Here is a 25,701-nt window from a genome sequence, read left to right as displayed (position 1 = left end):
TGGGCATTGGCCCTTCTCACATCACAAGAACAAGAAGGATTGAGACATGCTACTCAGTACGACGACACGAACCTTGGTTATGGGTGTTTCTATTTCTCTACTGGCAGGATGCTATGAACTGAATACCCGGCCTGATTATCTGGTGGGTGACATGAAAGTTACCCACTACGATGGAGTGACTGATGATTTATTAACTGCCGGGCTCGGCGTCAGTGGGCTGCAGGGAGCGGCACCGTTACCAGCAGACCCGCTATATCCCACCGTCGAAGAGCTTCGGAGATTGGCGATATACAATAACTACCGTGCGTTGATGGATACGACGACGTCAGGAGGTTTTGGCCGTCTATATGGCCCGAATATCGCTGAAGGTAAGGTGCTCTCCAGTGGAGGAAAAATTCCCGGCAAAGAGTATCAGGTATTAACCGATGAAAGCGGACATGGGCAGAACGTCACTGTAATGGTTCAGATTCCTGACAGCTTTGATCCTGATAACGCCTGCATCATTTTGGCTGCATCGTCAGGATCACGCGGTGTTTATGGGGCCATTGGAACCGCCGGGGAGTGGGGGTTAAATCGGGGGTGTGCAGTGGCTTATACCGATAAAGGCACTGGAAACGGTATGCATGATCTGGATTCGGATCAGGTGACGTTGATGGATGGTACTCTTGCCACCGCAGACACTGCCGGCAACCTTGCGCAGTTCAGGGCAACTGATTCCTCTCTCGACGAATACAAGGCTGCCTATCCCCATCGTGTTGCCTATAAACATGCTCACAGCGGCTTTAACCCGGAGAAGGACTGGGGGCAGTTCGTGCTGCAGGCGGCGGAAGTGGCGCTGTATATACTCAACCTGCCTGAAAACTATGGCCGGCAGGTATCAGAGGATTATGTACTACGAACCCTGACGGCGGAGAATACATTGGTTATCGCTGCCAGTGTTTCCAACGGAGGCGGGGCCTCGTTGAGAGCCGCGGAGCAGGATCGGAAAGGTATCATCGATGCGGTAGTGGTATCGGAGCCCAATATCACACCAAAGGCGGAACTTGCAGCCCGGATATCCGTGAAGCAAGGGGATATGCTGTGGAACCATGTGGGGAGGAGCCTGATGGACTACACCTCTCTTCTCGATCTGCTTCAGCCCTGTGCAAGTGTCGGTGCAGACCCGTTTGCAGTCCCTGCGGGAAGTGAGGCGCGTTGTCTGGCTTTGGCTGAGGCCGGTTTGCTGCAGGGAAGTGATATGGCTGAATTGGTGGCGGATGCACGACAGCAATTGCGGGATTATGGATTGGTACCGGAGCAGGACTTCACCCAGCATGCGAACAATACTATTCAGGTTCCACAATCCATCAGTGTCACTTATGCAAATGCGTACGGACGCTTTGGCGTTTCTGACAACCTGTGTGAATTTTCCATGGCCTTTACCGATAGTACCGGCAGTCCCGCAGTCGCGACCCAAGCTCAGCTGGCAATGGTGTTCGCTGGCGGTAACGGGATTCCACCGACGGCAGGCGTTCAACTCATCGACAACAAAACGGATTTATTAGACCGGCTTTCAAGCTCAGATCAGAATCTGGCGGGCCACCTCTGTTTGCGACACTTGGTGACTTCCTCGTCGCCTGAGGCGAAACGGGTGGCAAGAGGCATCCGTTCAATTGAAGCCGATCCACGGAAACTAAAAGTGCCGACCATCATTGTTCACGGGCGGGCAGATGCGATCATTCCGGTGAATCATGCTTCCAGGCCTTACGTTGCCATTGCTGAAACGCAAAGGTCCTCTCAGAATAATCTTCATTATGTGGAAGTATTGAATGCCCACCACCTGGACGTCCTGAATGGACTGTTTCCCGGGTACCAGACACGCTATATCAGTCTGCACTATTATTTCTCCCAAGCTCTCGACATTATGTATTCCCATTTACGGGAAGGTGGTCCGTTACCGGAACATCAGGTGGTTCCTACCCTCCCGCGCAGTGCGACGACCGATAGTATCGAACTGACTAATCTTCCTCCCATTCAGGTAACTGCGTCGCCGGACTGTGTCATCCGGTTTGTGAATAACTCAGTCCGGATTCCCCAGGATTGCCGTTGAGTTTGTCCCGCTGAGCTGATCTGAAAGCCGCTTCTTATGCGGCTTTCAGTGTTTATCATTCTTCTTGTCTGTCGAGGAGACCTTAGCCGCCATGACTGGTCTCATTCCATCCGCGCTTGATACATATCATCCGTGCTCACGCATTCTCACTTCAAGCCGGAATATTTCCTTCTATACTTAACGTAAGTGCCTGATGAATAAAAATGAGATCACCGGCGGTAGGCATAATTCCAGCTTTACGTTCAGGGGTGGAGATGTCCGACAACATTCCTATGCAATTTGCCGAAGAGAACGGTGAGTTCCGCTCGGAGTATTCAGAGAAATCCTGGCATATCCTGATCGTGGACGATGATCAGGATGTTCACGAATCAACGGTCTTTGCCCTTCGCCAGGCCCGAATTCTTGATCGGCCACTGGCATTTGATCACGCCTACACGGCGGCAGAAGCCATTGAAAAGCTGCAGGAACGACAGGATTATGCGGTGATCCTGCTGGATGTGGTGATGGAAAGCGAGCATGCCGGGCTTGGGCTGGTCAAAATTATTCGCCAGGACATGGGCATCACCGATTCGCGTATAATCCTCCGAACAGGACAACCGGGTTACGCACCGGAGACCGAGGCAATCCGTGAATATGACATCAACGACTACAAGAATAAGGCTGAGCTGACTCAGGCCCGCCTTTACACCACACTGACCGCATCGATTCGCACCTATTCCCAGATCACGGCTCTGGATGCCAGCAAACAAGGTCTGGAAATGATCGTCAAAGCCTCCAGTGAGCTGATGTCACTGCGGGGGTTTCATGAGTTTGCCAGCGGCATCATTACCCAGATTACCGCTTTGTTGGGAATTGTTGGCGACAGCCTGGTGTGCCTCAGGAGCTTTCCCAACCACCACGGTGAGCGTCAGGAAGACGACCCTTCCGAAAGACATTTTACGGTGATTGCAGCATCCGGGCGTTTTGATCATAGCCTGAATCGTCATCTGCAGGACATCAGTGACGAAAATATGCGGCGGTTGCTAACAGATGCCATTCAACAGCAAGCCCATGTTGTGGCAGAACACGCTACCGCATTGTTTTTCGCCAACGCCAGTGGTGACGACATGCTGGTCTACGTGGAAATTCACCGTCCTCTGGAAGAAACGGAAAAACAACTACTGGAAGTCTTCAGCGCCAATATTTCCATATGTCTGGACAATGTGGTGATGGTCGAGCGGCTGCATCGCTACGCATATTACGATTCATTATTAGGTCTGCCAAATCGACTGTACTTTGCCAGCCAGATTGACGAAGCGATTGGGAAAGGCCGGAAATCCCTGCGCATTGTCTTGCTGGACATCGATGGCTTTAGTGAGATCAATGACACTATCGGCAGCAAGCTGGGAGACAGCCTGTTAAAGATGGTTGGCGATCGTTTATGTTTCGCCTTTGGGCCTGAAGTTCTGGTCACAAGAATGGCCGGTGATCAGTTCGGGTTGATCGGAGAGGAAGCTGATCTTTCTCCTGATCAGGTGAAAGGGATATTTATCGAGCCGTTTAACGTTGAGGGTAACGAGCAATTGATATCGGTGACCCAGGGATGTCTGTCACTGTCAGAGTCAGGTGATTCTGCCAATGAAGCGATAAAACGCGCGAGCATTGCACTGAAGAGGGCTAAGGAAACTGTTCGGGGTGACAGTGTCGAATTCACCCGGGAAATGGAAATCGCGACACAGCGCCGGGTCAAATTGCTCCAAAGTCTCAGAAAGGCTTTTGATTACCGGAACCTGTTTCTCGCCTATCAACCCCAGGTCAGTTTGCAGGATGGCCAGTTAGTAGGGTTGGAAGCGCTAATGCGCTGGCGTACGGACAGCGGAGATATGGTTCCCCCGGATGACTTTATTCCCACGGCAGAAACCTCCGGTCTGATTGTTCCACTGGGAGAATGGGCATTTGCCCAGGCTCTGGATGAACTGGGGCATCTCAGTAAAAAATTCGGAGTACGTGTGCGTATGGGAATTAATGTATCCCAGGTACAGTTCCGCCATCCCGGATTTATTGCATCCTTTGCCTCAGTGCTGGAAAAAGCCCAGGTGGACCCTGGCCTTATCGAGCTGGAGATCACAGAGTCGGTCACCATGCTGGATCAGGATAAAGTGAAAAAAATTCTGAACCAGTTAAAGACATTGGGATTGACGATTGCCATTGACGATTTCGGTACCGGTTTTTCATCACTGAGTTATTTGCAGGAACTGAATGTTGATCGGCTGAAGATCGACAAGTCTTTTGTCTCCAAACTTTCGCAGGAAAAGCAGAGCAAGAGTATTCCTGAAATGATCATTCGCCTGGGACAGCAGTTTGGATTGGACGTGATTGCTGAGGGAGTGGAGACCCGAGATCAGGCAGATCTCCTTGTACAAATGGGATGCCCGGAAGCACAAGGGTTTCTCTATGCCCGTCCAATGGACCCCGGAGGGACGGAACGCTGGATTGAAAAGCACCTGGGCAAGGCTAGCCCTTAATCACCATGACGAATGTGCAGGGCGAAAACTCGCAAGCTCAGGGTCGTATTCGCCGGGGCTGGTCGCTCAAGTCGATTCTGTCCTTACAATTCCTGGTTGTGGGTGCCTTACCGGTGGTGGTCACAGCGCTACTGATTCTTTTCTTGTACAGCCCTCAGGTCACCGAAAACTTTAAGCAGAATCATCTGGCGCTTTCCCGCGCGATTGCCGGACAGGTCGGGGAACGACTGGATAATGCCGCCAGTGATCTCCGGCTTCTGCTGTCGCTGATGGAGCGGGAGACCTCTCCTGCTATCCAGCAGCATCTGATGGATAGCTTTGCAGGTAGCGAGTCGATATATGAAGCTATTTATTGGACAGATAAAAATGGACGGGTGACATTTGTCGGTTTACCACCGGCACAGCGCGCTCACCGCTTGGATCTTATTGCCCGCAACCTTGGGGATGAGGAGTTTTTTACCAAGGCGATTGTGTCCGGAAAGCCTTTATGGTCAGAGATCTATATGTCGACAGTAGGGGAACGGCAATCCATTGCCTATGTGATCCCTACCAGTGAGGGGGCTTTAATTGGTGAAACGGCCGTTGATCAGTTACCGGGCCTGATTAAAGACATCGCCGCAAGACACCAATTTACCATCATGGTATTGGATCAGCATGGTCACTTGATCATCCGGTCAGATGCGGCGTTGAGTCCACTAAGAATTGATATGACCGGAAATGAACTGGTCAGGCGTGCCTTGCAAGGTGAATCTGTCAGTTTGCCTTTCTCGATTGACGAGCGCAGTCTTTTGGGGTCTGGAGTTGTTATGGATTCGCCGCCCTGGCTGGTGATTTCTGCGCAGGAACAAAGTGCGCTCGATGAAAGCCGGCAGCCTTTATACAGCTTTTTGGCAGCAGCGATGATTGTTGGGCTGATCGGTGCCGCGATCATGGCGAGTCTGGTTACCCGCTTCTTAAGCCAACGTTTTGAAGTGCATGCCGCACTGGCGCAGACTCTCGCCGACGGAACCTATCAACTGCCTGAACAGGCGCCAACCCGTGTTCGTGAGTTCGACAGACTGGGAACGGATCTAGTGTCTACAGCAAGAGCCATCGAGTTAAGGGAGCGGGAAATTCGCGCTCTGAACGCTGACCTTGAAAAGCGGGTTGAAGCCAGAACCCATGACCTGAGCCAGACCAATGCGGAACTGAAAAGCGCCCTGCGTAACTTAACCTACACCCAGTCTGAACTGGTGCGTTCGGAAAAGCTGGCGGCATTGGGTGCCATGGTGGCGGGGATTGCTCATGATCTGAATACTCCCATAGGTAATGCTCTGATGGCCGGCTCATCGCTGCAGGAAGAGCTTGGCCAGGTCAAGGAAGCGGCTCGTAGCGGTAGTCTGACCCGGACTCAATTTGATGACCTGTTGCAACATACTCACACCGGCACGGATATTATTGTCCGAAATCTGGAAAGAGCATCGGAACTGATTCGCAGCTTCAAACAGGTGGCGGTTGATCAATCCAGCTCCCAGCGTCGCCCTTTCGAATTGCGGCAGGTGCTGGAGGAAGTGATTACCACTTTGCGGCCCGTGCTACGAAAATCTGTGGCAGAAGTTCACCTGAATGTTCCTGCCACGATACAAATGGATAGTTACCCCGGACCTTTGGGGCAGGTGGTCACCAATATCATCCAAAACTCGTTAATTCATGGATTTGAAGGTAAGGAGAAAGGGAGCATTGATATTGATCTGATGACGGTCGATGAGGAGATGGTGGTTTTCAAAATAAGAGACGACGGTGTCGGTATTCCTGAGGATCGTCTAAAGAGTATTTTTGATCCCTTTTACACGACGAGAATGGGACGCGGTGGCTCCGGTTTGGGGTTGCATATTGTGCATAATCTTGTTCAGAACGTATTAAGAGGGAAAGTGAAAGTAACCAGCACGCCGGGAAAAGGCGTTTGTTTTACTATCGAACTGCCCAAGGTCATACATGGGAATCAAGTGTTGAATGTTTGACTTAGTGTGAACAGGCCTAAATACACCCGATAACTATCCACGGCGGGAATTTCTATGGCAAAGCTAGAATTTCAGGCGATCTCCAAGCATTCCGATCAACCGCTAGAGGTATTTCTGCCTAATCACCACAACGGCTATACCCCATTGGAGCCGGGCTCCTTCCTGGAGTTTGAGCATTCATCTTTCGAGCCGGTTCCCTGGTATGCCATGTTGAGGAACATTCGCATTGCTCATGGTAATCACCTCTCGGGACGAATCTGTCTGCAAGTGGACGAGGTCACCGGCATGGCGGATATCGTGGAAACCTAGGACCTCTACCGACTAATAGTTTCAGTGGCCTGATGGTAAACTCCCGCCCATTAATGCAGTTATCGGAATGAACCAGATGCCCAAACTGAAAAGTATCCATCATGTTGCCATCATCTGTCAGGACTACAGCAAGTCCAAACACTTTTATACTCAAATCCTCGAGCTACCGATCATTCGTGAAACCTACCGGGAAGCCCGAGACTCCTACAAACTTGACCTGGCCATCGGCGATCACTGCCAGATAGAATTATTTTCTTTCCCCGAACCCCCTCCACGCCCCAGCCGTCCTGAAGCCGCCGGCCTGCGCCACCTGGCATTTGCCGTCGACGACCTGAACCAGACCATCGCTCATCTGGAATCTCACGGAATAGAAGTCGAACCTGTCCGGGTAGACGAACTCACCGGAAAACGGTTTACGTTTTTTCAGGATCCGGATGAATTGCCGTTGGAGTTGTATGAGGCGTAGAGCGAATTTCTAATATGCAACTCCATAGCTATTTGTTACTAGACTATCTTTCAGATGCACCTTCACGCATAGCGCAACTGTGTTCGGATAATATTGAGTTGATTTTTAATTTGCCCGCGCATCGCTTGTCGTTTGAAGAGCTAATGAAAGAGTTGGACTCTCTATACAAAAATGGACTTATTGACACTTTCTATGATGAAGAAACAATAAAGAGTGGCATGCCCTCCGAACAATCAAAAGATTGCTTCATTGCTCTTACGGAAAAAGGGGGAGCTTGCTGGGAATCGAGATTTGAACCAGCTTGGGAAAGCTATCTGTCTATAGAAGAAAAGTATAATGAAAATGGTGAATTAAACATAAGAGTTGGATGTAGCTCAGAAGACCTTATTGAAAAAATTCTGTTGCCTATTCTTAAAGAAAGGCATTTTGAAATATCTCTTATGCGCCCATGGAGTGCGACATACTGGAAATTATTAGATATTGGTTATGTTGCATCACTTCGCGTGCCTGATAATACATTTGACGATAAATATTTTGTACAGCATTTAGGGGTATGGAGAAGAAACTGGGATTTCTCAAGCAATGATCTAAAGCTAAAATAAAAGTCAATTCTCCCCCTGAATAGAGGGTGTTCAAAACTCTGTGACTTGGCTGACACAGAGTTTTGAACACCCTCTCTTTAAGTCACTCGATAATCTCCTACACATCAATCTCAAGCCCCGTCTGAACCTGCTATGGCCTTGAAACGGATCAAGAAAGAGAGCATTCAGCGATTGACATTAGCTGTCCACGACCCTAAAATTATACTGTATAAAAATACAGTATTTGATATTGAGTGGAAGAGTTATCTGGTCATAATTATTTGCATCGTCGTCAATCGAAATTGTTGACTATTCGATGTCGTGCGTGTGAGAAGCTAGAGTGAAGAGAAATTAATTGGATGCAGATATCGCTTATTTCGAATAGTCGAACTGCTCGGATAAATAAGCTACGAATGCAAATAGATGAGAGTTTCTTTTAATAACTCTCCCGGAGATCGCCGAGTCGAGCTATGACGATAGCAGCGGGTTATGCTCCACAAACATTAAATCTGTGGCCATTAATCAAGGAAACAGGGAACATTTTTTTGGATAGAAGGACGAAATCATGATGATTAGAGTACCCACGATGGTTGGGGGGAGAGCTTCTGTACTTACCATCAACATAAGGAGAATTTTTTTCGGCACGCTATTACTGTTAGCTCCTGTAGCAGCTTGTGGCGCTGAAAATGTTAACCTTCCTGGTCGATATTTAACATATCAAGATGCCACAGCTGCGGTTAAAAGTATGCCGAAAGATTCGAGTTATGTCGGAGGTACTCGTACTTGGCATGGAGGCGTGGCTCTACGATATTTTGGGACTTACTATAATGGTCAAAGTATTACATATTGGGCCAGTTTTTACGTCGATGGCACAACTTCCTGTCCAGAGGGAGACCAGTTATATTCTGATAATTCCTGTCATCCCGAACCAGAAAATGAGCCACCTGTTGAGTGCGGTGGAACGAACCCTATCGATGTCTCTAATGGTGTAAAACATCAAAAGGAAGTGGACTATTTGGACGGGACCACCGGTTTGCTGACGTTTAGTCGAAACTATTCCAGTTCAATTGGCGGCTGGCGGGATAATCACACCTCCAGTATTGAAAAGATTAATGCAAACAATCAGATTCCGTTTGATGCCTTTCTCAAATTGACTGATAGTGAGGGCAGTCCCACTCTTTTTCTGGCTCGTGGGAATTCAGAAATCGGTATAACCTACGTATCGAATAGTCCTGTTCACAGCAGCATTAATATCGACGAATCAAACAGTAAATCTGTTATTGGTGAAGATGGTATTTCAAGAACTTATAACGATCTAGGCGCACTGATACGGACCGAAACGGTCGGGACAGGTGCATTTGCCAATTATACCTATGAGGGACAAGAGACTACTGTAACAGACTACTTGGGAAGAGAATTACACATTACCAGAGATAGCGAAGGTAATGTTATTGAAGTTGTCACCCCTGCTAATGTCACCATCAATTATGAATATACCAATGGCAATCTAATCTCGCTTTCCAGTTCCGCTGGCATATCCAAGCAATACCACTATGAAGATGACCGCTTTCCCCATGCTTTGACAGGTATTACTGACGAAAATAGCGTGCGGTTTGCAACATGGCGATATGATGAGCAAGGACGGGCTATCAGCTCAGAACATGCAGGGGGAATGGAAAAAGTCACACTGGCATTCAATGCCGACGAATCCACAACGGTGACCAATGAACTCGGGAAAGAGACAACCTACCATTTTGCTTCGTTGTATGGTCAGAATAAGCCAACCAAAGTTGAGGGACATGCGTCCGCTAATTGCATTGGGGCTAATTCTTTCTATACCTATGATTCCAAAGGATACAAGGATCTCGTAACGGATTGGGATGGAAATGTCACCGACTACGACCTCGATGACCGTGGTTTGGAAATCCGCCGCGTCGAAGCCAAAGGAACACCGGAAGAACGCATCATCGAAACTGAGTGGCATGCGAACTTTCGACTCCCCATCAAAATCACTGAGCCGGACCGGATCACCGAATTTTCCTATGACGATAGCGGCCGACTGCATACAAAGACTGTTAAGCCAGTGGTAATTAATTGAGTAGACAGTAACGCAGTTCCTCAGATGAATAAGCTGCACAACCAATTAATTTAGAAGAAACCATCGGTTCAGTTTTAGCTGGGCTTACCAAACCTGCGAAAAATATATAGGAAGTGTTCTGTAGTGAGCATAAAAAAACTTATAGCGCCTAATTTAACGCCTGCAACCAAATTGGCTGCAACCATTATCGTGCTATTTATATGTGGCGGTAGTTCACTTGCTTTTGCGGTAGAAGATATTGTTTTACCGGGAAAATATTTGGATTACAGTTCTGCCAGTAATGCGGTTGCTTCAATGCCTAAAGATAGGAGTTATGGAGGTGGTATATGCTGCGGCCATCATGAGCCCGGATATAAAAAAGCATATCGAAGCGTAAAGTATAATGGTCAAGCAATCTCCTATTATGCTTCGTTTTATTATCCCGAAAGAACTACATGCCCCAGTGGCACAGTAAAATATTCTGATAATTCCTGCCGGCCTAAACCAACCGATCCTCCACCACAGGCATGTGCCGGAAATCCGATAGGTATTGCCAATGGTATGAAGCACCAAACTGAAATTGATTACCTTGACAACCTCTCGGGGATACTCACCTTTACAAGGAGTTATTCGAGTTCAACCGGGGCTTGGAAGCATAGCTTATCCAGCCTGGTCAGCGCTTATAGTGCTGAGGGCAAGTTACCTTTTAGTGCATGGGTATGGTCAACGGATCACCAGGGCAATCAGTCACTTTACCTTGCCAGGGGTAACTCTGAAGATGGCGTCACCTATGTTTCCAATACTCCTGTTAGTGAGGGGCTTAGTGTTGATAGTGGAAGTGTCGTTAATATTGATGGAGAGGGTGGGATTCGTAGACAGTATAACGCTAACGGTGAGTTGATCCGGGCAGAACAGTTAAGCAGCGGGAACTATGTAACATACACCTACAATGAAAATGAGATTATAGCCAAAGATAATCATAATAGAACTCTGCGGATCGGGATTGACTCTGATGGAACTTTGCGGAGTTTGACTACACCAGATAACAGTACGTACACCTACACTTATGCGGGCGATAATTTGGTAGTTGCAGCTCACTCAAATGGCAGTTCACGAACCTACCACTATGAGGATGAAAGATTTCCCCATGCACTCACAGGTATTACTGATGAGAAAGGTGTTCGCTATGCCTCCTGGACTTATGATGACCAGGGGCGAGCCGTAACTTCTGAACACGCTGTTGGTATCGAGAAAGCTATTCTAGTGTTTAATGGTGATGGCTCAACTACCGTTACCAATGAATTGGGTAAACAAACCGTCTACCACTTCCAGTCCGTATATGGTCTGGATAAACCAACGTTTGTGGAGGGAAGCGCCTCTACAAACTGCTTGGCGGCTAATTCCTCCTATACCTATGACAGCAATGGCTATAAAGATCTGGTGACAGACTGGAAAGGCAATGTTACCGACTACGACCACAATGACCGCGGCTTGGAAACCCGTCGCATTGAAGCCAAAGGAACGCCGGAAGAACGCATCATTGAAACTGAATGGCATGCGGATTTTCATCTCCCTATAAAAATCACTGAGCCGGACCGAGTCACTGAATTTTCCTATGACGATAACGGCCGCTTGCGCTCAAAATCCATCAAACCTGTGACCATTAATTAGGGAAACAGGGAACGTTATTTATCAGATAGAAGGACGAACTCATGTTGATGAAGAAATCCATTTTGGCGACGGCCGTTGCCACGCTGTTGGTCAGCTCGCCAGGCTGGGCTGACCGCACCTGGAACTATACCTATAATGAATTGGGACTGATAGAGTCCACTGATGGTCCTCGTACCGATGCCACAGATATGACCAACTATGGCTATGACGCAGCGGGCTATTTGACCTCGGTCACTAATGCCTTGGGCCAGATTACTACCCTTAGTGATTACAACGGCAATGGCCTGCCTCAGAAGATTACTGATGCTAACGGCACTGAAACCCTGCTGGAATACAACTGGCGTGGTCAGGTCATCAAGCGCACTACCCAAAGTACCGCAGGAAATGCAGTGACCAGCTTTACCTATGACCCGGTAGGCCAGTTGACGCGGATTACCCTGCCAGATAATCGCTACTTGGATTACACCTATGATGGCGCCAGACGGTTGACTGGCGTGAGCAATGGCGCGGGCGAAAAGATCGTCTACGAACTGGACGCCATGGGCAACCGCACCAAAACCGAGATTAAGGACGGGGCGGATAACCTGTACAAACTGCAGACCCAGGTGTTCGATGAACTGGGGCGGATGATCAAGAGTATCGGCGCCGCCGGTCAGGAAACCCGATATGGTTACGACACAAACTCGAACCTCACCAGTATTACCGATCCAAGGTTGAACACCACGACACAGGCTTTCGACGCCCTGAACCGGTTAATCAAGATCACCGACGCGGATCTGAAGGACACCCAGTACACTTACGACAGTCAGAGCCGGATCAACAGTGTCACAAACCCCCGTGGCCTGACCACTACCTATGAATACAACTACGCTGGGGACAAGGTAAAAGAAATCAGTCCGGATACCGGCACTACGACGTTTACCCATGACGACGCAGGCAATGTCCTGACCCGTACCGACGCCCGTGGTGTAGTCACCGAATACAGCTACGATGCATTGAACCGTTTAACAGAGGTTCGCTATCCGGCCAATCCCGGTGAAAACATCCACTACAGCTATGATGACACCAGCAATGGTAATAAGGGTATTGGTCGCCTCACAGGTATCGCTGATCAGTCCGGGAGCATCGTCTACCGCTATGATGACCGTGGTAACTTGACCCAGGAAACTCGGGTGGTGGAAAGTCAGCCATATTCGACCCATTACTTCTATGATCTGGCTAATAAGCTGACCAGGGTCATCTATCCAAGTGGCCGGATAGTGCACTATGACTACAATACCCTGGGGCAGGTGAACCAGATACGGACCCAGGAGAATGATACTGCACCGATCCAGGTGGTGATTCAGGATGTCAGCTATCTGCCCTTTGGTCCTCTACAAAGCCTTACCTATGGTAACGGTGAAATCCGTACCGTCACCTACGACCAGGACTACCAGCTCACACATATCCAGAGTACGGTACTGGACCGTCAATACGGTTATGATACGGCAGGTAATATCGATGCGGTTACAGACCTCCTGGACAGCAGCAAAAACCAGACCTTCCAGTATGACGCATTAGCTCGCCTGACTCAGGCTAATGGTGCCTATGGTGCCCTGAACTACGACTACGACGCGGTGGGTAACCGGACCAGCCGGACCCAGCAGAATAACGGTCAGACTATTAGTGAAACCTACACCTATGCCAGCGACAGCAATCGTCTGTTACAGGTGAACAAGGATGACAACGGTACCTCAAGCACCCGTACCCTGTCATACAGTGACGCCGGCAATATCACGTTGGACAAAGATACCCAGCGGGAATTGGCTCTGACCTACAACCAGCAGAACCGTCTGCAGGAAGTGAGCAAGGACGGTCAGCCATTGGCGACCTACGTTCACAACGCGCTGGGACAACGAGTCATAAAAGTGGCCACCGACCCGACGGCTAACCAGCACTTCCATTACGATCAAAATGGTCTGTTGATAGCCGAATCTACGCCTATGGGCTCTATCACCAGAGAAACCATCTATCTCAATGGCGTACCCGTTGCAGTTGTTGTGGCTGAGAGTCTGAATACGGCTCCCAGTGAGATTATCATCGACAATACCAGCTCAGGAGTAACGGTCTCAGGAACTTGGAGCACCTCCACTTGGTCGGCAGATCGCATCGGTGAAAACTACCACTATGTGGCAGCTGGAAACCAACCTGCGCGTTTTACCTGGGATACTCCGGTGGCGCAAGGTCTGTATAGAGTGTACGCCTACTGGAACAGCGCGAACTCAAGGACTTCCCGCGCCGCCTATACGGTGACCACGACGACGGGACCGCAAACCGTCGAAGTTTCTCAGCAGACTGGCGGGGGGCAGTGGAACCTGTTGGGGACTTTTACCTTAGGTACTAACGCTGAGGTGTATTTAACCGATGAAACAGACGGTTACGTGATCGCAGATGCCATCAAACTAGAATCAGCAGAGTAAACGGGTAGGGATACATGAATAAGCTGTTCAAAACTATTATCAAAACATTCGTATTTTTCCTTCTGTTTCTCAATGCAGAAGCGTTTGCAGATAGCCAGATCTACTATATCCACACCGATCACCTGGGCACTCCCCAGGTGATGACGGATCAGAACCAGAATGTCGTATGGGATATTGATCAGACCCCTTTCGGGGAAACGGTCAATGAATCAGGAAGCGTTGTCCAGCCTATGCGGTTTCCGGGGCAATATTCTGATCCTGAAACTGGGTATAGTTATAACTACTATCGGGATTATGATCCGAGTTTGGGGCGATATGTTCAAAGTGATCCGATTGGGCTGCGAGGCGGGCTGAATACTTATGCTTATGTTGGCGGAAATCCAATATCCCGAATTGATCCAACTGGAGAGGTTTTGTTGTGCTTAGTGCCAGGGATTGGCTGGGCCGTATGCGGCTCTGCCGCAAGTGCAGCCGCAGCAGCTACTGTAGAAGCTTGCGCCTTGGTGGGGACTGCTGCTTATACTGCATATCAGACTGCAAAAGCTTGGGGGGCATATAATGAGTCAGACGGAGGCGATGTCAGTAATGATGAGGGAGATGATTCAGAGGCCTATGATGACTATTGGGACAGTCTGACAGATAGAGCGCCAGAGAGATCAAACCCTTACGATGTTATACCAAGGTATGATGAAAATGGTGATCTTAAAGGCGCTACCACTTATGATGAGAAAGGAAATAGGCACCAGCAACATGAATGGGGTGATAATGTCCGTCATGGGGAGGGCTACCACGATTATGATAACTCTGGGTCTAATGGTGGATTTGGTAAAGGCTCAAGAGGCGATCATATCAGTTACTAGGCGTACAATATGTATACATATGTTAAGGATACCAATGATATTGAAAACTTTCTAAGGGAAGTAAGTTATTTTCATGATGCTCTTGTAAAAGAGCTATCGTGTGCTGGTCGGGGGTTCGTGGACAAAAATTTGTTAATGTACGATGACCTAAATCCATCTGACTGCCGACTGGTCATTCAGCAGCAGTCAGATCAATCCCCTTGTACAGAGATTATATTTGAGAATATATCAAAACTAGTTTTTGAGCCCTCGGTAATATTAGAGCCAGAGCTAGTTTTTGAAAAATCTCGAATTGTCTTTAGCTTTACTTCAAGTCGGCGTTCAGTAATTCCTCAAATTGTTGCTGACTCCATGAAGTACAGAATTTTAGGTAAAGACGTACTTGGGCGTAATTTGCTTTACACAAACCCTATTCCAGTTGGAGACGCGTGCCCCCCAAAAGTTCTCAAGGATCATTGGGTTGAATGTACGAAGTGTGGTGAAGTCTGGGAATATGCTGCATTAGAGCGAGCTAATATCCAATGCGGAAAATGTGGTGCCGTATATACACTTGAAAATCAACGGACTTAGTAAGAGTTATGAGCAGCGCCCAAGGGAGTTCAAAAACTCTGGGATGGTAGAATAACGGGGTTGCGTCTTATAGTTTACATGCTCTTTTTAACAGCCCCAGCAGGTAGTGTTTGCTGGGGCTTTGCACTCCACCACCAGGATTGGGCAATGGGGTCGCGTCTTACAATTTACATTCTCTGGGGAGAATAACGAGGTCGCGTCTTACATATACCTTCCCGCTTCGAAAGTCCCGACACCCCCCCTGTCGGGCATTTAACTTAGATTGTATTGTCCCTATCCAACAACCGTCACTAAAGCCACTCCAGCCTCCACACTATTCCAAACACCCAACCTCATCTTGTTCATCAGCCTATTAACAAGTCATTATATCTCTTTACCGCCGGTCTCTGGTTAGCGACTAAGAGACCGCCGCGTAAATGTGTAATCAGGAAGCATAATTAAAGAATAATAGGATGAAGTATGAACAAATCATTTTTTTCGATAATACTGGGAGTACTACTGGTGACGCTGCAGTCACTGAGTTATGCGGCAACCGAGGCGGGGTTTACGATCCGTGCTGGGGATCAGGAGGTGCAGTGGACTAAGAGCCAATTATTGAATCATCCAGCCAGACAACGACTGACAATTCCCCTTCTCAACTATCCGAATGAAAGTTTTTCCGTTGAGGCTGTCCCACTCCCTGTGCTGTTACAGGAGATAGACCTTACAGATTCTTCCGTGCTGATTTTCACCTGCCTTGATGGGTACTCCGGAGTGCTGGAGAAGAAGTATCTTCTGAATGAAGATCCTAATGCTGCCCGCGCATATTTGGCGATAGAGCCTGACGATAAAAAGTGGCCGCCATTGCCGAAGAGTGCGAACCCCTCCAAGCTTAGTGCCGGCCCTTTTTATCTGGTGTGGAGTGGCCCTGAGAAATCGGCTATTCCTCCGGAGTTCTGGCCCTACCAGCTTAGCTCCCTGGATGTGGAGGATGACTTTGCCAGTTTGTTCCCGGCGTTATTGCCCTCAGGATATCTTGCCGCCAATGATCCCGCGCGAAAAGGGTTTCAGGTATACAAGGCACGGTGTATGCACTGCCACCAGATTAACGGGCAGGGGGCGGCAAATCTGGGGCCGGACCTCAATGAACCGATGAGTCCCACTGAATACTTCAACGAGACCGCATTGAAACAATTTATTAAAGACCCAACGTCGGTACGTCAGTGGTCCGATATGAAAATGGTGTGGGTGAAGGATAATATCTGGCAAGACGAGGAGATAGATAACCTCATTGCTTACCTGAAGCACATGGCGGATAGGAGGTCCGACATGAAACAGGCTGCCAATTGAAATCTGTGGTCTGAAACGATGTGACATAATGGAGGAGGCCTAAGGTTTGGTTACAGGCCTTCCTCCAGTACCTCTTCACTTACCAGTCGATATAACCCCTCTCTGGATTCCTTCAGATATTGGGTATACTTACCAGAATCCTTCAGCTGTTTAAGACCACGATTAAAGCGTTTCAGCCTTTCCGGGCTTTCTGGTTTCAATTTGGAAAACAGCATGTGCATGGTGGTCAGAGGTTTGAGGGGGTGGGGGTTATGGGTGATTTTGTTGGCTTTTTCACTGGGAAATATGTCGCGAAGCTGTGCATAGCCGGCTTCAACATCGGAAGGGAAGATATCAATCCTACCCGCCAGGAGTTTTCGCCAGTTCAACTCATCAGAGTGGACCCATTCGATTTTAAACTCCCCGCGTTCAGCAGCGGTGACAAACTCCGCACCGTAGTTGTAGCTGTTCGTTCCGCCAATAGTCAGCCCGCGAAGGTCTTTCAGCTTTTGCCACTCAAAAGGCTTGGATTTTAAGTGAAAGAAGACATAACCGTATTCCCCAATGGCATTGCTGTACAAATGATGGGCTTCCCGTTCAGGTTTGTGACTCCAGGCAAATGAGCCGTCGACCAACCCTTGTTCGGACATCAATATCGTGCGTTTCCAGGGGAAAAACTGGAACACCACCTCGTCGCCGGCGGTCTCAAAAGCTTCCCTGACAATCCGGGCTGTCACCCCGTAATGCTTTAGCTGAGGGGAGATATACGGAGGCCAGTCTCCGGTCGCGATTGTGAGTGTCTCAGCCTTTGCAGGCAAAGCGCTCAGAAAAAAGCTCAATAATCCCGCTAGTACAATACCTATTCGATCGATTAGCATCATAAGGGTGCTAAGCCTGGGGCTTAGAGGTTGGGAGTACGCCACTAAGTATAGGCTCTACAATGGGAAAATGTCTGAAACCGCTATAATTTGCCGCACTTTGGTCTGGCGAAGTCATTAACCTTTAGCAGTATTTCAGCAAATTTCCCTTGGTATATACCTCTATCAATGTCTTTATTTAATGGTTGCTATACTTGCTAAGGGCCTGATTGCCAGGAGTGTCATTGATGTCAGTACTACGTTTGGTTTTACTCCCGTGTTTAATCATGCTGTTGTCACGGACGGTAATGGCCGAAAAAGTTGAATTGATGATCGGTTTGACCACCTCCGGAGGCGGGCACTATTTCGTTGATTTGCTTGAACAATCCCTTAAAGCCCAGGGGTATGATGTATCTCTCAGAGTAATTGAGGAGTTACCCCAAAGCCGTGTTGTTTACATGGTCACTCACGGTGATTTGTCGCTTACCTGGCTTCTCCAGACCAAAGAGCGGGATGAAAGCCTGGTGCCTGTGCATGTAGGTCTCACAAACGGCCTTATAGGCCATAGAGTGCTACTAATCCCTCCAGAGGCTCAAAGCCTTTACGATCAGGTGAATTCACTCGCCGATTTTCGGACGCTTGGTAAAGTAGGGGTGTTCGGGAAAGACTGGTTTGATGTAAAAGTGTGGAAATACAACCAGTTGAAGTACTTTGAACGTGAAGGAAGCTGGGAGAAAGCTTATAAGCAGGTAGCTTCCGGCAATCGAGGGGTGGACTACTTTTCCCGGGGAATATTTGAAGTGGTGGAAGAAGCGGACCAACATCCATACCTGAAAATTGAAGAACACCTTCTGTTTGTCTATGACCGGGACTTCCTGTTCTACCTAAGCAGCAGTGCGGCACACTACAAGCAGATCATTGAAGAAAGTCTGATTGCGGCCAGGGATAGCGGTTTAATGCAGGCACTTATCAATAAACACTGGGAAACCTCTTTCGACAGATTGGCTCTTGATAAGCGCGTTCGACTCAACTTGAATACTCCCTCTGATTAACTCTGCAGGTCTTGTTACCTCTGAGAATATAAGTCTCTCCCTAGCGATAGAAAACAGCTATCTAAAAACTGTACGGCTTCAACTTTTACCTGATTCGATTGATTGGAGGAGGAATAAAGTGAACTTAATCGGTTTTTGTGCGTAATCAATGAGCTGATAGATTAACCTGCCCATGTTCGTTGAATTCTGATCAAGGAGTTTTGCTATATGATCATCCTTCACCATCTTAATAACTCACGTTCACAGCGCATACTCTGGATGCTGGAGGAGCTGGAGTTACCCTATGAAATCAAACGCTACGAACGAGATTCCAAAACCATGCTGGCGCCACCCAGTCTGCGTCAGGTTCATCCTTTGGGCAAATCGCCGATTATTTCTGATGGGGAAGTGACCATGGCGGAATCTGGCGCCATCATTGAATACCTGGGGCAGAAGTACGGTGATGGGCGGTTAATCCCTGAAACCGGCAGTGCCGACTATCGTCAATACATTTACTGGATGCACTACGCCGAGGGCTCGTTGATGCCTCCGCTGCTGCTAAGGCTGGTGTTTGAAGCCATTAAAAGTAAACCGCTACCGTTCTTTATTAAACCCGTCGCCAGGAAAATCGCCGACGAAACCACGCGACAGTTCATCGCTCCCCAGATAAAAACTCATTTTGACTACGTGGAAAAATTTCTGGGAGAACACGAGTGGATGGCGGGGCACAAGCTGACAGGGGCTGATATCCAGATGAGTTTCCCCTTGGAGGCTTCTGTGGCGAGGGGAGTGGCAGACAGTTATCCGAATATTACCGCCTATGTGAAACGCTTTCAGGAGAGGCCGGCCTATCAAAGAGCCCTTCAGGCAGGGGGGGATTACGATTATGCCTGATCTGGAGCGGCATCCCAGGGAGGGCTGTCTCCACCCAGCTGCTGCTGCAAAAAGTCGATGAATACTTTAACTTTGGCCGGTAAAAAGCGGCGTTGTGGAAAGACCGCGTATATGGCGTGTAGAGGAAGAGGATAAGCCTCCAGCAATGGGATCAGGGTGCCCGATACCAGATCAGGGCCGACGATGAATGTCGGCATTTGGCAGATACCGAGACCGGCCAGAAGCCCGTTCCGTATCGCTTCACTGTTGTTGACTTGGTAATTTCCTGACGGCTTTATTTTGATGGGACCTTCCGGTCCCTTAAAGGTCCACTCGCTGCCCCCGCGGAAATAGGAATAGGTCATACAATTATGATTCGCCAGATCCTGTGGGGTCATTGGCGAGCCGTGACGAGCAACATAGCCCGGTGAGGCGCAAAGGACGCTTCGACAGGGGGCGAGTCTGCGTTGGACCAGGCTGGAGTCGGGCATATGTCCGATGCGGATAGCCATGTCGAATCCTCCGTCGACCAGGTCCACCATACGGTCTTCCATGATCATATCCAGCTTGATGTCAGGGTTTTCCAACAAAAACTGAGGGACCACAGGGGCGATGTGAAGACGGCCAAAGACCATGGGGACATTAATGCGCAAGGTGCCTTGTGGGCGACCCTGAAGGCGGGTGATGGCGTCTTCCCCCTCACGGGCCAGGCCGAGAGCTCTTTGCGCATAGTCATAATATTGCTCCCCTGCTTCGGTGAGGCTTAGCCGACGGGTAGTGCGGTGCAACAGACGAACTCCGAGACCTTCCTCCAACTGGGAAATGCGTTTGCTGACAGCAGACTTGGTTATCCCCAATCGTTTTCCGGCACTGGAGAAGCTGCCGGATTCAATGACAGCAACAAATACGGGAATGGCAGAAAAATGTTCCATAGAATAATAGTCAACTAATTCTCAACAATAAGTTTCCGCTTGAATGGATTATCGGTCAATGAAAAACAATATAAAGTGCCGAAATAGCCATTTTAGAGCGGATATGAATTGATGAAATTGTCTGTTGATTGGGGGCTGGCGCTGAGTGCCGGCATGTTGTTGGCAGTGATGATCGATGTGAACAGCCTGTTGGCTGCTCACAGCTCACCCATGACAGCCTCGTGGATTGCCCATGGCCTTGGAGCGGTGGGGGCCTTCATTCTGGTTCTGGCTTTCAGAGCCAGGCAGCAGTGGCATTGCAGGGCGGAAGAACTTGAAAAGGCTGGACCGGATAAGAAAATCAACAGTCCTTTCTGGTCTTATCTTGGAGGAATTCCGGGAGCTTTTACGGTGGTTTTGGCTGCTGTGACAGTGAACAGTCCGATTGGGCTGTCAGGATCTCTTGCGTTGATGCTGGTTGGACAGGTTCTGTTTGGAATGCTGTGTGATTATTTCGGGCTATTTGGAATACCCAGAAGGCAGCCGGCATTGAAAGATCTGAAGGTGGTCGGCTGCACGCTATCCGGCTCCGGGTTGATTATATTTCTGGGGGCATGAAGGATGTTGGGATATATCGCATTAGCTTTGCTAAATGGGGCATTCATCGGTGCCAGTCGTGTCATAAATGGCCGCTTAGGACTGTCGACAGGAGCAATGGGTGCCTCCCTATGGAACCATGTGATCGGTTTTTTGTTTTTGGGGGTTATTCTGACTGTTATCGGGGCCTGGCAATTTGACGTCGATATTCTATTTCCTCAAAGCTATTTTGGATCGGTGTGGAATGCTCCTTACTATGCGTATTTCGGCGGGTTTATGGGAGCGCTGTTTGTCGCAATGAATAGTTTTGTATTGCCTCGTATCGGCGCAATTCAGACCACTGTACTGGTGGTTAGCGGGCAAATGCTTGCAGGAATTTTTTTGAATGCCAATATGGAGTCTTTGTCACTTATTTCGGGAAAAATGGTCGGAGTTCTATTAATTGTGACCGGAATATATATTGGAAGAAAATAGCCAACCTGATAAAGCTCGGAAAATGACCCGCCTAGTTCTCAAAATTGATACTCCCGCTAATTTACAAACCCTCATGATTTCAAATACCTGCTGACAACCCTACTATTTGTCTAATCCTAGTAGAAAAGGTCTATCCCGCGGGCTAGAGGACCTGGCCGATTTCAATAAATGAACTGCGTTAATAGAATGCCCGCTCTGTGGTCTAGCGCGCATACGCAACCCCACAATCAACTAATACAAAAAAGGACTGACTTATGTTTCGCAAGAAAGCAAGAGTTGGAGTATTCATAGGGACCGCGTTAGCTGCTCATATGGCGCAAGCCGGTCTCCCGCCAGTGAAAGGGACGTTGGATGACCGTCCTGTACATGCGTACGAACATGTTGTCTCATCACGGCAGCAAACGGAATTGCCGCCACCAGTGATGACTCCGGAAGAGTCCAAACAGACTCTGTTCCCCATGATGGCCTCCAAGCAAATTGTGGCTGACTGTGATTCCCAGGGGCTGTCGGCGCTATCAGGGTCAGCACTGGTCAGAGCGATCCAGCAAGTGGATACCAGCTGCATCAATGATCTGTTCCAGGCGCGTGGTACCCTGGCTCACGATCTCTTCCAGGAATCCAAGATGATTTCTGTTGCCCAGGGTATGGCCAGTGAAGCAAGTCGTTACCAGGGTAATAACTCTAATGGTATGGAGCAGCTGATTCTGTATCTGCGTGCGGGATACTTCGTGCAGTGGTATCACCAGGATGAAGTTGGAGAGTACGGTAACGGGCTCAAGCAGGCATCTGCAAGCGCAATTTCTGCCTTTATGGACCGTGCCATGGGCTTCCTTCACCTGCGGGAAAATGCACCGATCCTCGGTGAGGCGCTGACCTTGGTGGATAGCTCCGCGAATCAGGGAACCTTTGTATATGACACGGTAACCTGGCTGCAGCTTCTGCAGGACAGGGCGGAAGTTGAAGATGCTTATGCCCGTGCGATGAACAGCATTTTCACGATCTATTTCCGTGGCCATAACAATGAGGACTTCAAGGCGAAGGTATTTAACGATTCTCGAGTTCCGAGAGCTTTATACCAGCTTATTCTGGATCATGGGGCATGGCTCGATGGCGACAATAACTACCTGGTATTGAATGCGGCCCGGGAAATGGGACGCTTTATGCAATATGGCGGCATTGGACAGCAGGTGGGCGATTGGGTCGCTGATTTGTTGCAGGAGTATCCGCTGTCCTCGAACCCGAATATCTGGTCATTGTTGGCTGGGGCCGTGGAGCTTTACGACAAAGAGAACTGTGATAAGTACGATGCCTGTAATGTGAAGGACCGTGTAAAGGATGCGGTATTGAACATCTGGCACGACTGCAGCTCTACCATCAGAGTCAATACTCAGGCCATGACGGCTGCACAGTTGACCTCTGCCTGTGAAACGTTGGGCAAGAGAGAAGCCATATTCCATGACAAGCTGAATACCGGAAATCAGCCGGTGGCTGACGATTTCAACGACCAGTTGGAGTTAGTGGTCTTTAAGAGTAGCTCTGACTACAAGGACTTTGGTTGGTTGTTATTCGGTATTGATACCAACAATGGTGGCATGTACCTGGAAGGAAATCCGGCGGATCCGAATAACCAGGCGCGGTTTATCGCCTATCAGGCGAGTTATGCGCCGGGTGAACACCATGTATGGAACCTGGAACACGAATATACCCATTACCTCGACGGTCGCTTCGATCTTTATGGAGACTTCGAGACCGGTATGACGGTTCCCACTGTATGGTGGACGGAAGGTCTTGCGGAGTATGTCTCCAAGGAGCATGACAATCCGGCTGCGGAGGAACTGGCCAGAAAAGAAAAGGTCGCACTCTCAGAAATTCTGCATAACACCTACGACAGTGGTGTCGACAGAATCTATCGCTGGGGATACTGGGCCGCACGCTATATGCTGGAACAGCGCCCCTCTGACACCACCCAGATTCTGACCTGGTTCAGAGCCGGTGACTTTGAGAGTTTTGATGCATGGTTGAACTCCCTTGGCCAGCGCTATGACGCTCATTTCGCCCAATGGCTGGAAGCCGTTCTGAATGGTGACGACGGCGGAGATGATGGGGGCGATGACGGCGACGACGATGACGGTGATGATGGTGGAGACGACGGCGGTGATGACGGATCTGATGATCCTCGCGCATTGCAGCCAGGGAAGCCGAAACACCTGGATGCGGGAGCAGGAACTCAAGCCTACTACTACATGTTTGCCCCTCGTGGAACTGACCTGCTGCACCTGTTGACCAGAGGCGGTAATGGTGATGTTGAAGTCTATATCAAACACGATGGCTGGCCGACAACCTCTGACTATGACCAGAAGTCCGCATCAGGCAATGCGAACAACAGCTTGCAGGTATCTTCACCAGAAGGCGGAACCTACTACCATGTCTTGCTGACATCCAGCTCCGGCTACGACGATCTATGCGTCACCGTTGGATTGGATGAAGAGCCGACTGATTGCGGCGGCGGAAGCAGCTCTGATGATTCTGATCCTCAGCTGACATCGGATCAGGTCAGAAACGGTCTGTCCTCTGAGTATGGTGAGTATTTCTGGTTCTACGTCCCGGAAGGCTCTAATTATTTTGAGCTGTCGACCTGGGGTGGTTCAGGCAATGCGGATGTGTATGTGAGCAACTCCGGATGGCCCGATGCGAATAGCTACGATCAGCGCTCTAACCGTGGTGATAACTATGAAAAAGTTCTAGTGAATAACCCGGTTGGCGGCACCTATTACCATGTATGGGTGAAAGCCGAAGAAAGCTATGACAATCTCAGCCTGCGGTTGGTGCTGAGATAGTATTGAAACTCCGGTGGGGGAAACCCTGCCGGAGTCTTTTTGAAAGGTATGATTTTCAGGTGGTTTCCCGAAGAATAATCTGGGTTTCCAAAATTGATTTTTCCTCCAGCTTTCCTTCAATCAGCCTTCGTGCTGCTTCATGGCCTTTTTCAAGACATTGTTGATACACCGTCGTAACCGCGGGATGATAGGTTTCCGCTTCCGCTATCCCATCGAAGCCGGCGATTCGGATATCCTCGGGAATCCTGAGGCCTGATTTCAAAGCAACCCTGACAGCCGTTAAAGCGATCAAGTCACTCATGCAAAGCAATAATCGCGGTCGAGGGTGGTAGGCCAATACTTCTTTAACAGCCATTTCCGCATACTGGGGAAAGTTGAACGGAATGGTCCATATGCGTTCCACCGGTATTTCCTGCCCGGCATCTGAAGCCGCTTGCAGATAGCCCTGCAGTCTGCGTCGGCTGATGGATTCCGATTCACTCAACAGTTCTTCCGGGGTAATCCGGCAGACGCGGTCGGTTTCAATCAGGCGGAGTCCCAGAACAGCAATCTCCGTTTCATCACCGATCACAGACTGGGTGAGGTTATAAGCACCTCCGAAATTATCCACGTTGACCGAGCCGTAGGGCTCATGATCAAAGTCTACCGTGATCATCGGTTTATCAAGGATCGCAATGCGGTCAAAAATTTCGGGATCTCTGGGAGAGCCGTAAAAGATAAAGCCGTCAGCGAATCCTTCCATGTTGGTCTGAGGGCTGTTGGCATCATTGCCTGGAATCAACAGCAGGTTAAGATGATTCTGAGCCAGAATATCTGCCACACCTTCCAGGAACAGATTCGCTACCGGATCGGAAAAGCTATAGCTTAGCGAGTCGCTCAGAACCACGCAGATATTTCCTGTCTTCCCTTTGCGCAGCATACTCGCCGCCGCGTTGGGGCCATGATAGCCAAGCCGTTTGCATTCACTCAGAATACGTTCTCTGAGGCTTGCGGATAATTGATGTGGTTGGTTAAAGGCGTTGGATATGGTGGCAGGAGAAACCCCCAATATTTTGGCGATTTCCTTTTGGCTGATTTTTCGGGAATGCGGTTTAGTCATTTACCGTTACTTGGTTAGTAATCGTTGCTTCTTATAAGGCAGTGTAAGGGCCTGTCAAACAGTGATGGGTCATATACTGGTCGTAAAGATACTTTATGTGTCTCTGGTTTTACAGTCGGATCATTCAT

At 49.1% G+C, this 25,701-nt stretch carries 20 protein-coding genes; 17 read left to right on the top strand and 3 right to left on the bottom strand.

What is annotated here, in order from left to right; all coding sequences use genetic code 11:
• Nucleotides 1–46 precede the first annotated feature (46 nt).
• From BTA51_RS02205 to BTA51_RS02145, 12 genes are all read left to right on the top strand, one after another.
• Entirely contained in the window at nucleotides 47–2,089 is a 2,043-nt protein-coding gene (locus BTA51_RS02205) for a 3-hydroxybutyrate oligomer hydrolase family protein (protein ID WP_094705748.1), read from the top strand.
• A 254-nt stretch (nucleotides 2,090–2,343) separates the two neighbouring features.
• Nucleotides 2,344–4,593, top strand: coding sequence for an EAL domain-containing protein (locus BTA51_RS02200; RefSeq protein ID WP_168188019.1), 2,250 nt, complete (start codon nucleotides 2,344–2,346; stop codon nucleotides 4,591–4,593).
• 5 nt (nucleotides 4,594–4,598) lie between these two features.
• Nucleotides 4,599–6,593: an ATP-binding protein gene (locus BTA51_RS02195; protein ID WP_094705746.1), complete on the top strand. Its 1,995-nt coding sequence runs from the start codon at nucleotides 4,599–4,601 to the stop codon at nucleotides 6,591–6,593.
• Nucleotides 6,594–6,647: 54 nt separating this feature from the next.
• Nucleotides 6,648–6,902 (top strand): hypothetical protein, encoded by a 255-nt coding sequence (locus BTA51_RS02190; RefSeq protein WP_094705745.1) that lies wholly within the window; start codon nucleotides 6,648–6,650, stop codon nucleotides 6,900–6,902.
• 76 nt (nucleotides 6,903–6,978) lie between these two features.
• Complete coding sequence (locus BTA51_RS02185) at nucleotides 6,979–7,368, top strand: VOC family protein (protein WP_094705744.1); 390 nt, start codon at nucleotides 6,979–6,981, stop codon at nucleotides 7,366–7,368.
• A gap of 143 nt (nucleotides 7,369–7,511) precedes the next feature.
• Complete coding sequence (locus tag BTA51_RS02180; protein ID WP_168188018.1) at nucleotides 7,512–7,970, top strand: hypothetical protein; 459 nt, start codon at nucleotides 7,512–7,514, stop codon at nucleotides 7,968–7,970.
• A 544-nt stretch (nucleotides 7,971–8,514) separates the two neighbouring features.
• The gene (locus BTA51_RS30615; RefSeq protein ID WP_141215514.1) at nucleotides 8,515–10,047 is read left to right on the top strand and encodes an RHS repeat protein; all 1,533 of its coding nucleotides are present in this window, start codon (nucleotides 8,515–8,517) and stop codon (nucleotides 10,045–10,047) included.
• Nucleotides 10,048–10,170: 123 nt separating this feature from the next.
• Entirely contained in the window at nucleotides 10,171–11,697 is a 1,527-nt protein-coding gene (locus tag BTA51_RS02165; protein WP_094705740.1) for an RHS repeat protein, read from the top strand.
• 47 nt (nucleotides 11,698–11,744) lie between these two features.
• A complete protein-coding gene (locus BTA51_RS02160) occupies nucleotides 11,745–14,156 on the top strand; it encodes a hypothetical protein (RefSeq protein WP_210404744.1) in 2,412 nt (803 codons plus the stop codon).
• A 14-nt stretch (nucleotides 14,157–14,170) separates the two neighbouring features.
• Nucleotides 14,171–15,016: an RHS repeat-associated core domain-containing protein gene (locus BTA51_RS02155; RefSeq protein WP_094705738.1), complete on the top strand. Its 846-nt coding sequence runs from the start codon at nucleotides 14,171–14,173 to the stop codon at nucleotides 15,014–15,016.
• Nucleotides 15,017–15,025: 9 nt separating this feature from the next.
• The gene (locus BTA51_RS02150) at nucleotides 15,026–15,586 is read left to right on the top strand and encodes a hypothetical protein (protein ID WP_094705737.1); all 561 of its coding nucleotides are present in this window, start codon (nucleotides 15,026–15,028) and stop codon (nucleotides 15,584–15,586) included.
• Nucleotides 15,587–16,045: 459 nt separating this feature from the next.
• On the top strand, nucleotides 16,046–16,915 hold the full coding sequence (locus BTA51_RS02145; RefSeq protein WP_094705736.1) for a cytochrome c: 870 nt from the start codon (nucleotides 16,046–16,048) through the stop codon (nucleotides 16,913–16,915).
• A gap of 50 nt (nucleotides 16,916–16,965) precedes the next feature.
• On the opposite strand, the gene BTA51_RS02140 is transcribed toward BTA51_RS02145, so the two are convergent.
• Nucleotides 16,966–17,775: an ABC transporter substrate-binding protein gene (locus BTA51_RS02140; RefSeq protein WP_094705735.1), complete on the bottom strand. Its 810-nt coding sequence runs from the start codon at nucleotides 17,773–17,775 to the stop codon at nucleotides 16,966–16,968.
• 224 nt (nucleotides 17,776–17,999) lie between these two features.
• Between BTA51_RS02140 and BTA51_RS02135 the strand changes: the two genes are divergently transcribed.
• The gene (locus tag BTA51_RS02135) at nucleotides 18,000–18,803 is read left to right on the top strand and encodes a hypothetical protein (protein WP_141215513.1); all 804 of its coding nucleotides are present in this window, start codon (nucleotides 18,000–18,002) and stop codon (nucleotides 18,801–18,803) included.
• A 207-nt stretch (nucleotides 18,804–19,010) separates the two neighbouring features.
• Nucleotides 19,011–19,676: a glutathione S-transferase family protein gene (locus BTA51_RS02130; RefSeq protein ID WP_094705733.1), complete on the top strand. Its 666-nt coding sequence runs from the start codon at nucleotides 19,011–19,013 to the stop codon at nucleotides 19,674–19,676.
• On the opposite strand, the gene BTA51_RS02125 is transcribed toward BTA51_RS02130, so the two are convergent.
• A complete protein-coding gene (locus BTA51_RS02125) occupies nucleotides 19,667–20,587 on the bottom strand; it encodes a LysR family transcriptional regulator (protein ID WP_094705732.1) in 921 nt (306 codons plus the stop codon). The two genes, BTA51_RS02130 and BTA51_RS02125, sit on opposite strands and share 10 nt — an antisense overlap.
• 111 nt (nucleotides 20,588–20,698) lie before the next feature.
• Here BTA51_RS02125 and BTA51_RS02120 point away from each other — a divergent pair, with 111 nt between their 5' ends.
• From BTA51_RS02120 to BTA51_RS02110, 3 genes are all read left to right on the top strand, one after another.
• Nucleotides 20,699–21,184 carry a DMT family transporter gene (locus tag BTA51_RS02120; protein WP_094705731.1) on the top strand — a complete coding sequence of 162 codons (486 nt, stop codon included), beginning with the start codon at nucleotides 20,699–20,701 and terminating at the stop codon, nucleotides 21,182–21,184.
• Between the two features lie 3 nt (nucleotides 21,185–21,187).
• Complete coding sequence (locus BTA51_RS02115) at nucleotides 21,188–21,637, top strand: DMT family transporter (RefSeq protein WP_094705730.1); 450 nt, start codon at nucleotides 21,188–21,190, stop codon at nucleotides 21,635–21,637.
• A 254-nt stretch (nucleotides 21,638–21,891) separates the two neighbouring features.
• On the top strand, nucleotides 21,892–24,474 hold the full coding sequence (locus BTA51_RS02110; RefSeq protein WP_094705729.1) for a M9 family metallopeptidase: 2,583 nt from the start codon (nucleotides 21,892–21,894) through the stop codon (nucleotides 24,472–24,474).
• Between the two features lie 55 nt (nucleotides 24,475–24,529).
• Here the strand turns inward: BTA51_RS02110 and BTA51_RS02105 are convergent, their stop codons facing one another.
• On the bottom strand, nucleotides 24,530–25,573 hold the full coding sequence (locus tag BTA51_RS02105; RefSeq protein ID WP_094705728.1) for a LacI family DNA-binding transcriptional regulator: 1,044 nt from the start codon (nucleotides 25,571–25,573) through the stop codon (nucleotides 24,530–24,532).
• Nucleotides 25,574–25,701 lie beyond the last annotated feature (128 nt).

Source organism: Hahella sp. CCB-MM4, from assembly GCF_002260525.1.
Lineage (GTDB): Bacteria > Pseudomonadota > Gammaproteobacteria > Pseudomonadales > Oleiphilaceae > Hahella.
Note: the sequence above shows the minus strand (reverse complement) of the source record. Positions and strands in the feature narration are given on the sequence as shown.

Excerpts from the sequence above, each read along its gene's own strand:
- BTA51_RS02205 (WP_094705748.1), top strand. The coding sequence starts at position 47 with ATGCTACTCAGTACGACGACACGAACCTTGGTTATGGGTGTTTCTATT.
- BTA51_RS02200 (WP_168188019.1), top strand. The coding sequence starts at position 2,344 with ATGTCCGACAACATTCCTATGCAATTTGCCGAAGAGAACGGTGAGTTC.
- BTA51_RS02195 (WP_094705746.1), top strand. The coding sequence starts at position 4,599 with ATGACGAATGTGCAGGGCGAAAACTCGCAAGCTCAGGGTCGTATTCGC.
- BTA51_RS02190 (WP_094705745.1), top strand. The coding sequence starts at position 6,648 with ATGGCAAAGCTAGAATTTCAGGCGATCTCCAAGCATTCCGATCAACCG.
- BTA51_RS02185 (WP_094705744.1), top strand. The coding sequence starts at position 6,979 with ATGCCCAAACTGAAAAGTATCCATCATGTTGCCATCATCTGTCAGGAC.
- BTA51_RS02180 (WP_168188018.1), top strand. The coding sequence starts at position 7,512 with ATGAAAGAGTTGGACTCTCTATACAAAAATGGACTTATTGACACTTTC.
- BTA51_RS30615 (WP_141215514.1), top strand. The coding sequence starts at position 8,515 with ATGATGATTAGAGTACCCACGATGGTTGGGGGGAGAGCTTCTGTACTT.
- BTA51_RS02160 (WP_210404744.1), top strand. The coding sequence starts at position 11,745 with ATGAAGAAATCCATTTTGGCGACGGCCGTTGCCACGCTGTTGGTCAGC.
- BTA51_RS02155 (WP_094705738.1), top strand. The coding sequence starts at position 14,171 with ATGAATAAGCTGTTCAAAACTATTATCAAAACATTCGTATTTTTCCTT.
- BTA51_RS02150 (WP_094705737.1), top strand. The coding sequence starts at position 15,026 with ATGTATACATATGTTAAGGATACCAATGATATTGAAAACTTTCTAAGG.
- BTA51_RS02145 (WP_094705736.1), top strand. The coding sequence starts at position 16,046 with ATGAACAAATCATTTTTTTCGATAATACTGGGAGTACTACTGGTGACG.
- BTA51_RS02140 (WP_094705735.1), bottom strand. The coding sequence starts at position 17,775 with ATGATGCTAATCGATCGAATAGGTATTGTACTAGCGGGATTATTGAGC.
- BTA51_RS02135 (WP_141215513.1), top strand. The coding sequence starts at position 18,000 with ATGTCAGTACTACGTTTGGTTTTACTCCCGTGTTTAATCATGCTGTTG.
- BTA51_RS02130 (WP_094705733.1), top strand. The coding sequence starts at position 19,011 with ATGATCATCCTTCACCATCTTAATAACTCACGTTCACAGCGCATACTC.
- BTA51_RS02125 (WP_094705732.1), bottom strand. The coding sequence starts at position 20,587 with ATGGAACATTTTTCTGCCATTCCCGTATTTGTTGCTGTCATTGAATCC.
- BTA51_RS02120 (WP_094705731.1), top strand. The coding sequence starts at position 20,699 with ATGAAATTGTCTGTTGATTGGGGGCTGGCGCTGAGTGCCGGCATGTTG.
- BTA51_RS02115 (WP_094705730.1), top strand. The coding sequence starts at position 21,188 with ATGTTGGGATATATCGCATTAGCTTTGCTAAATGGGGCATTCATCGGT.
- BTA51_RS02110 (WP_094705729.1), top strand. The coding sequence starts at position 21,892 with ATGTTTCGCAAGAAAGCAAGAGTTGGAGTATTCATAGGGACCGCGTTA.
- BTA51_RS02105 (WP_094705728.1), bottom strand. The coding sequence starts at position 25,573 with ATGACTAAACCGCATTCCCGAAAAATCAGCCAAAAGGAAATCGCCAAA.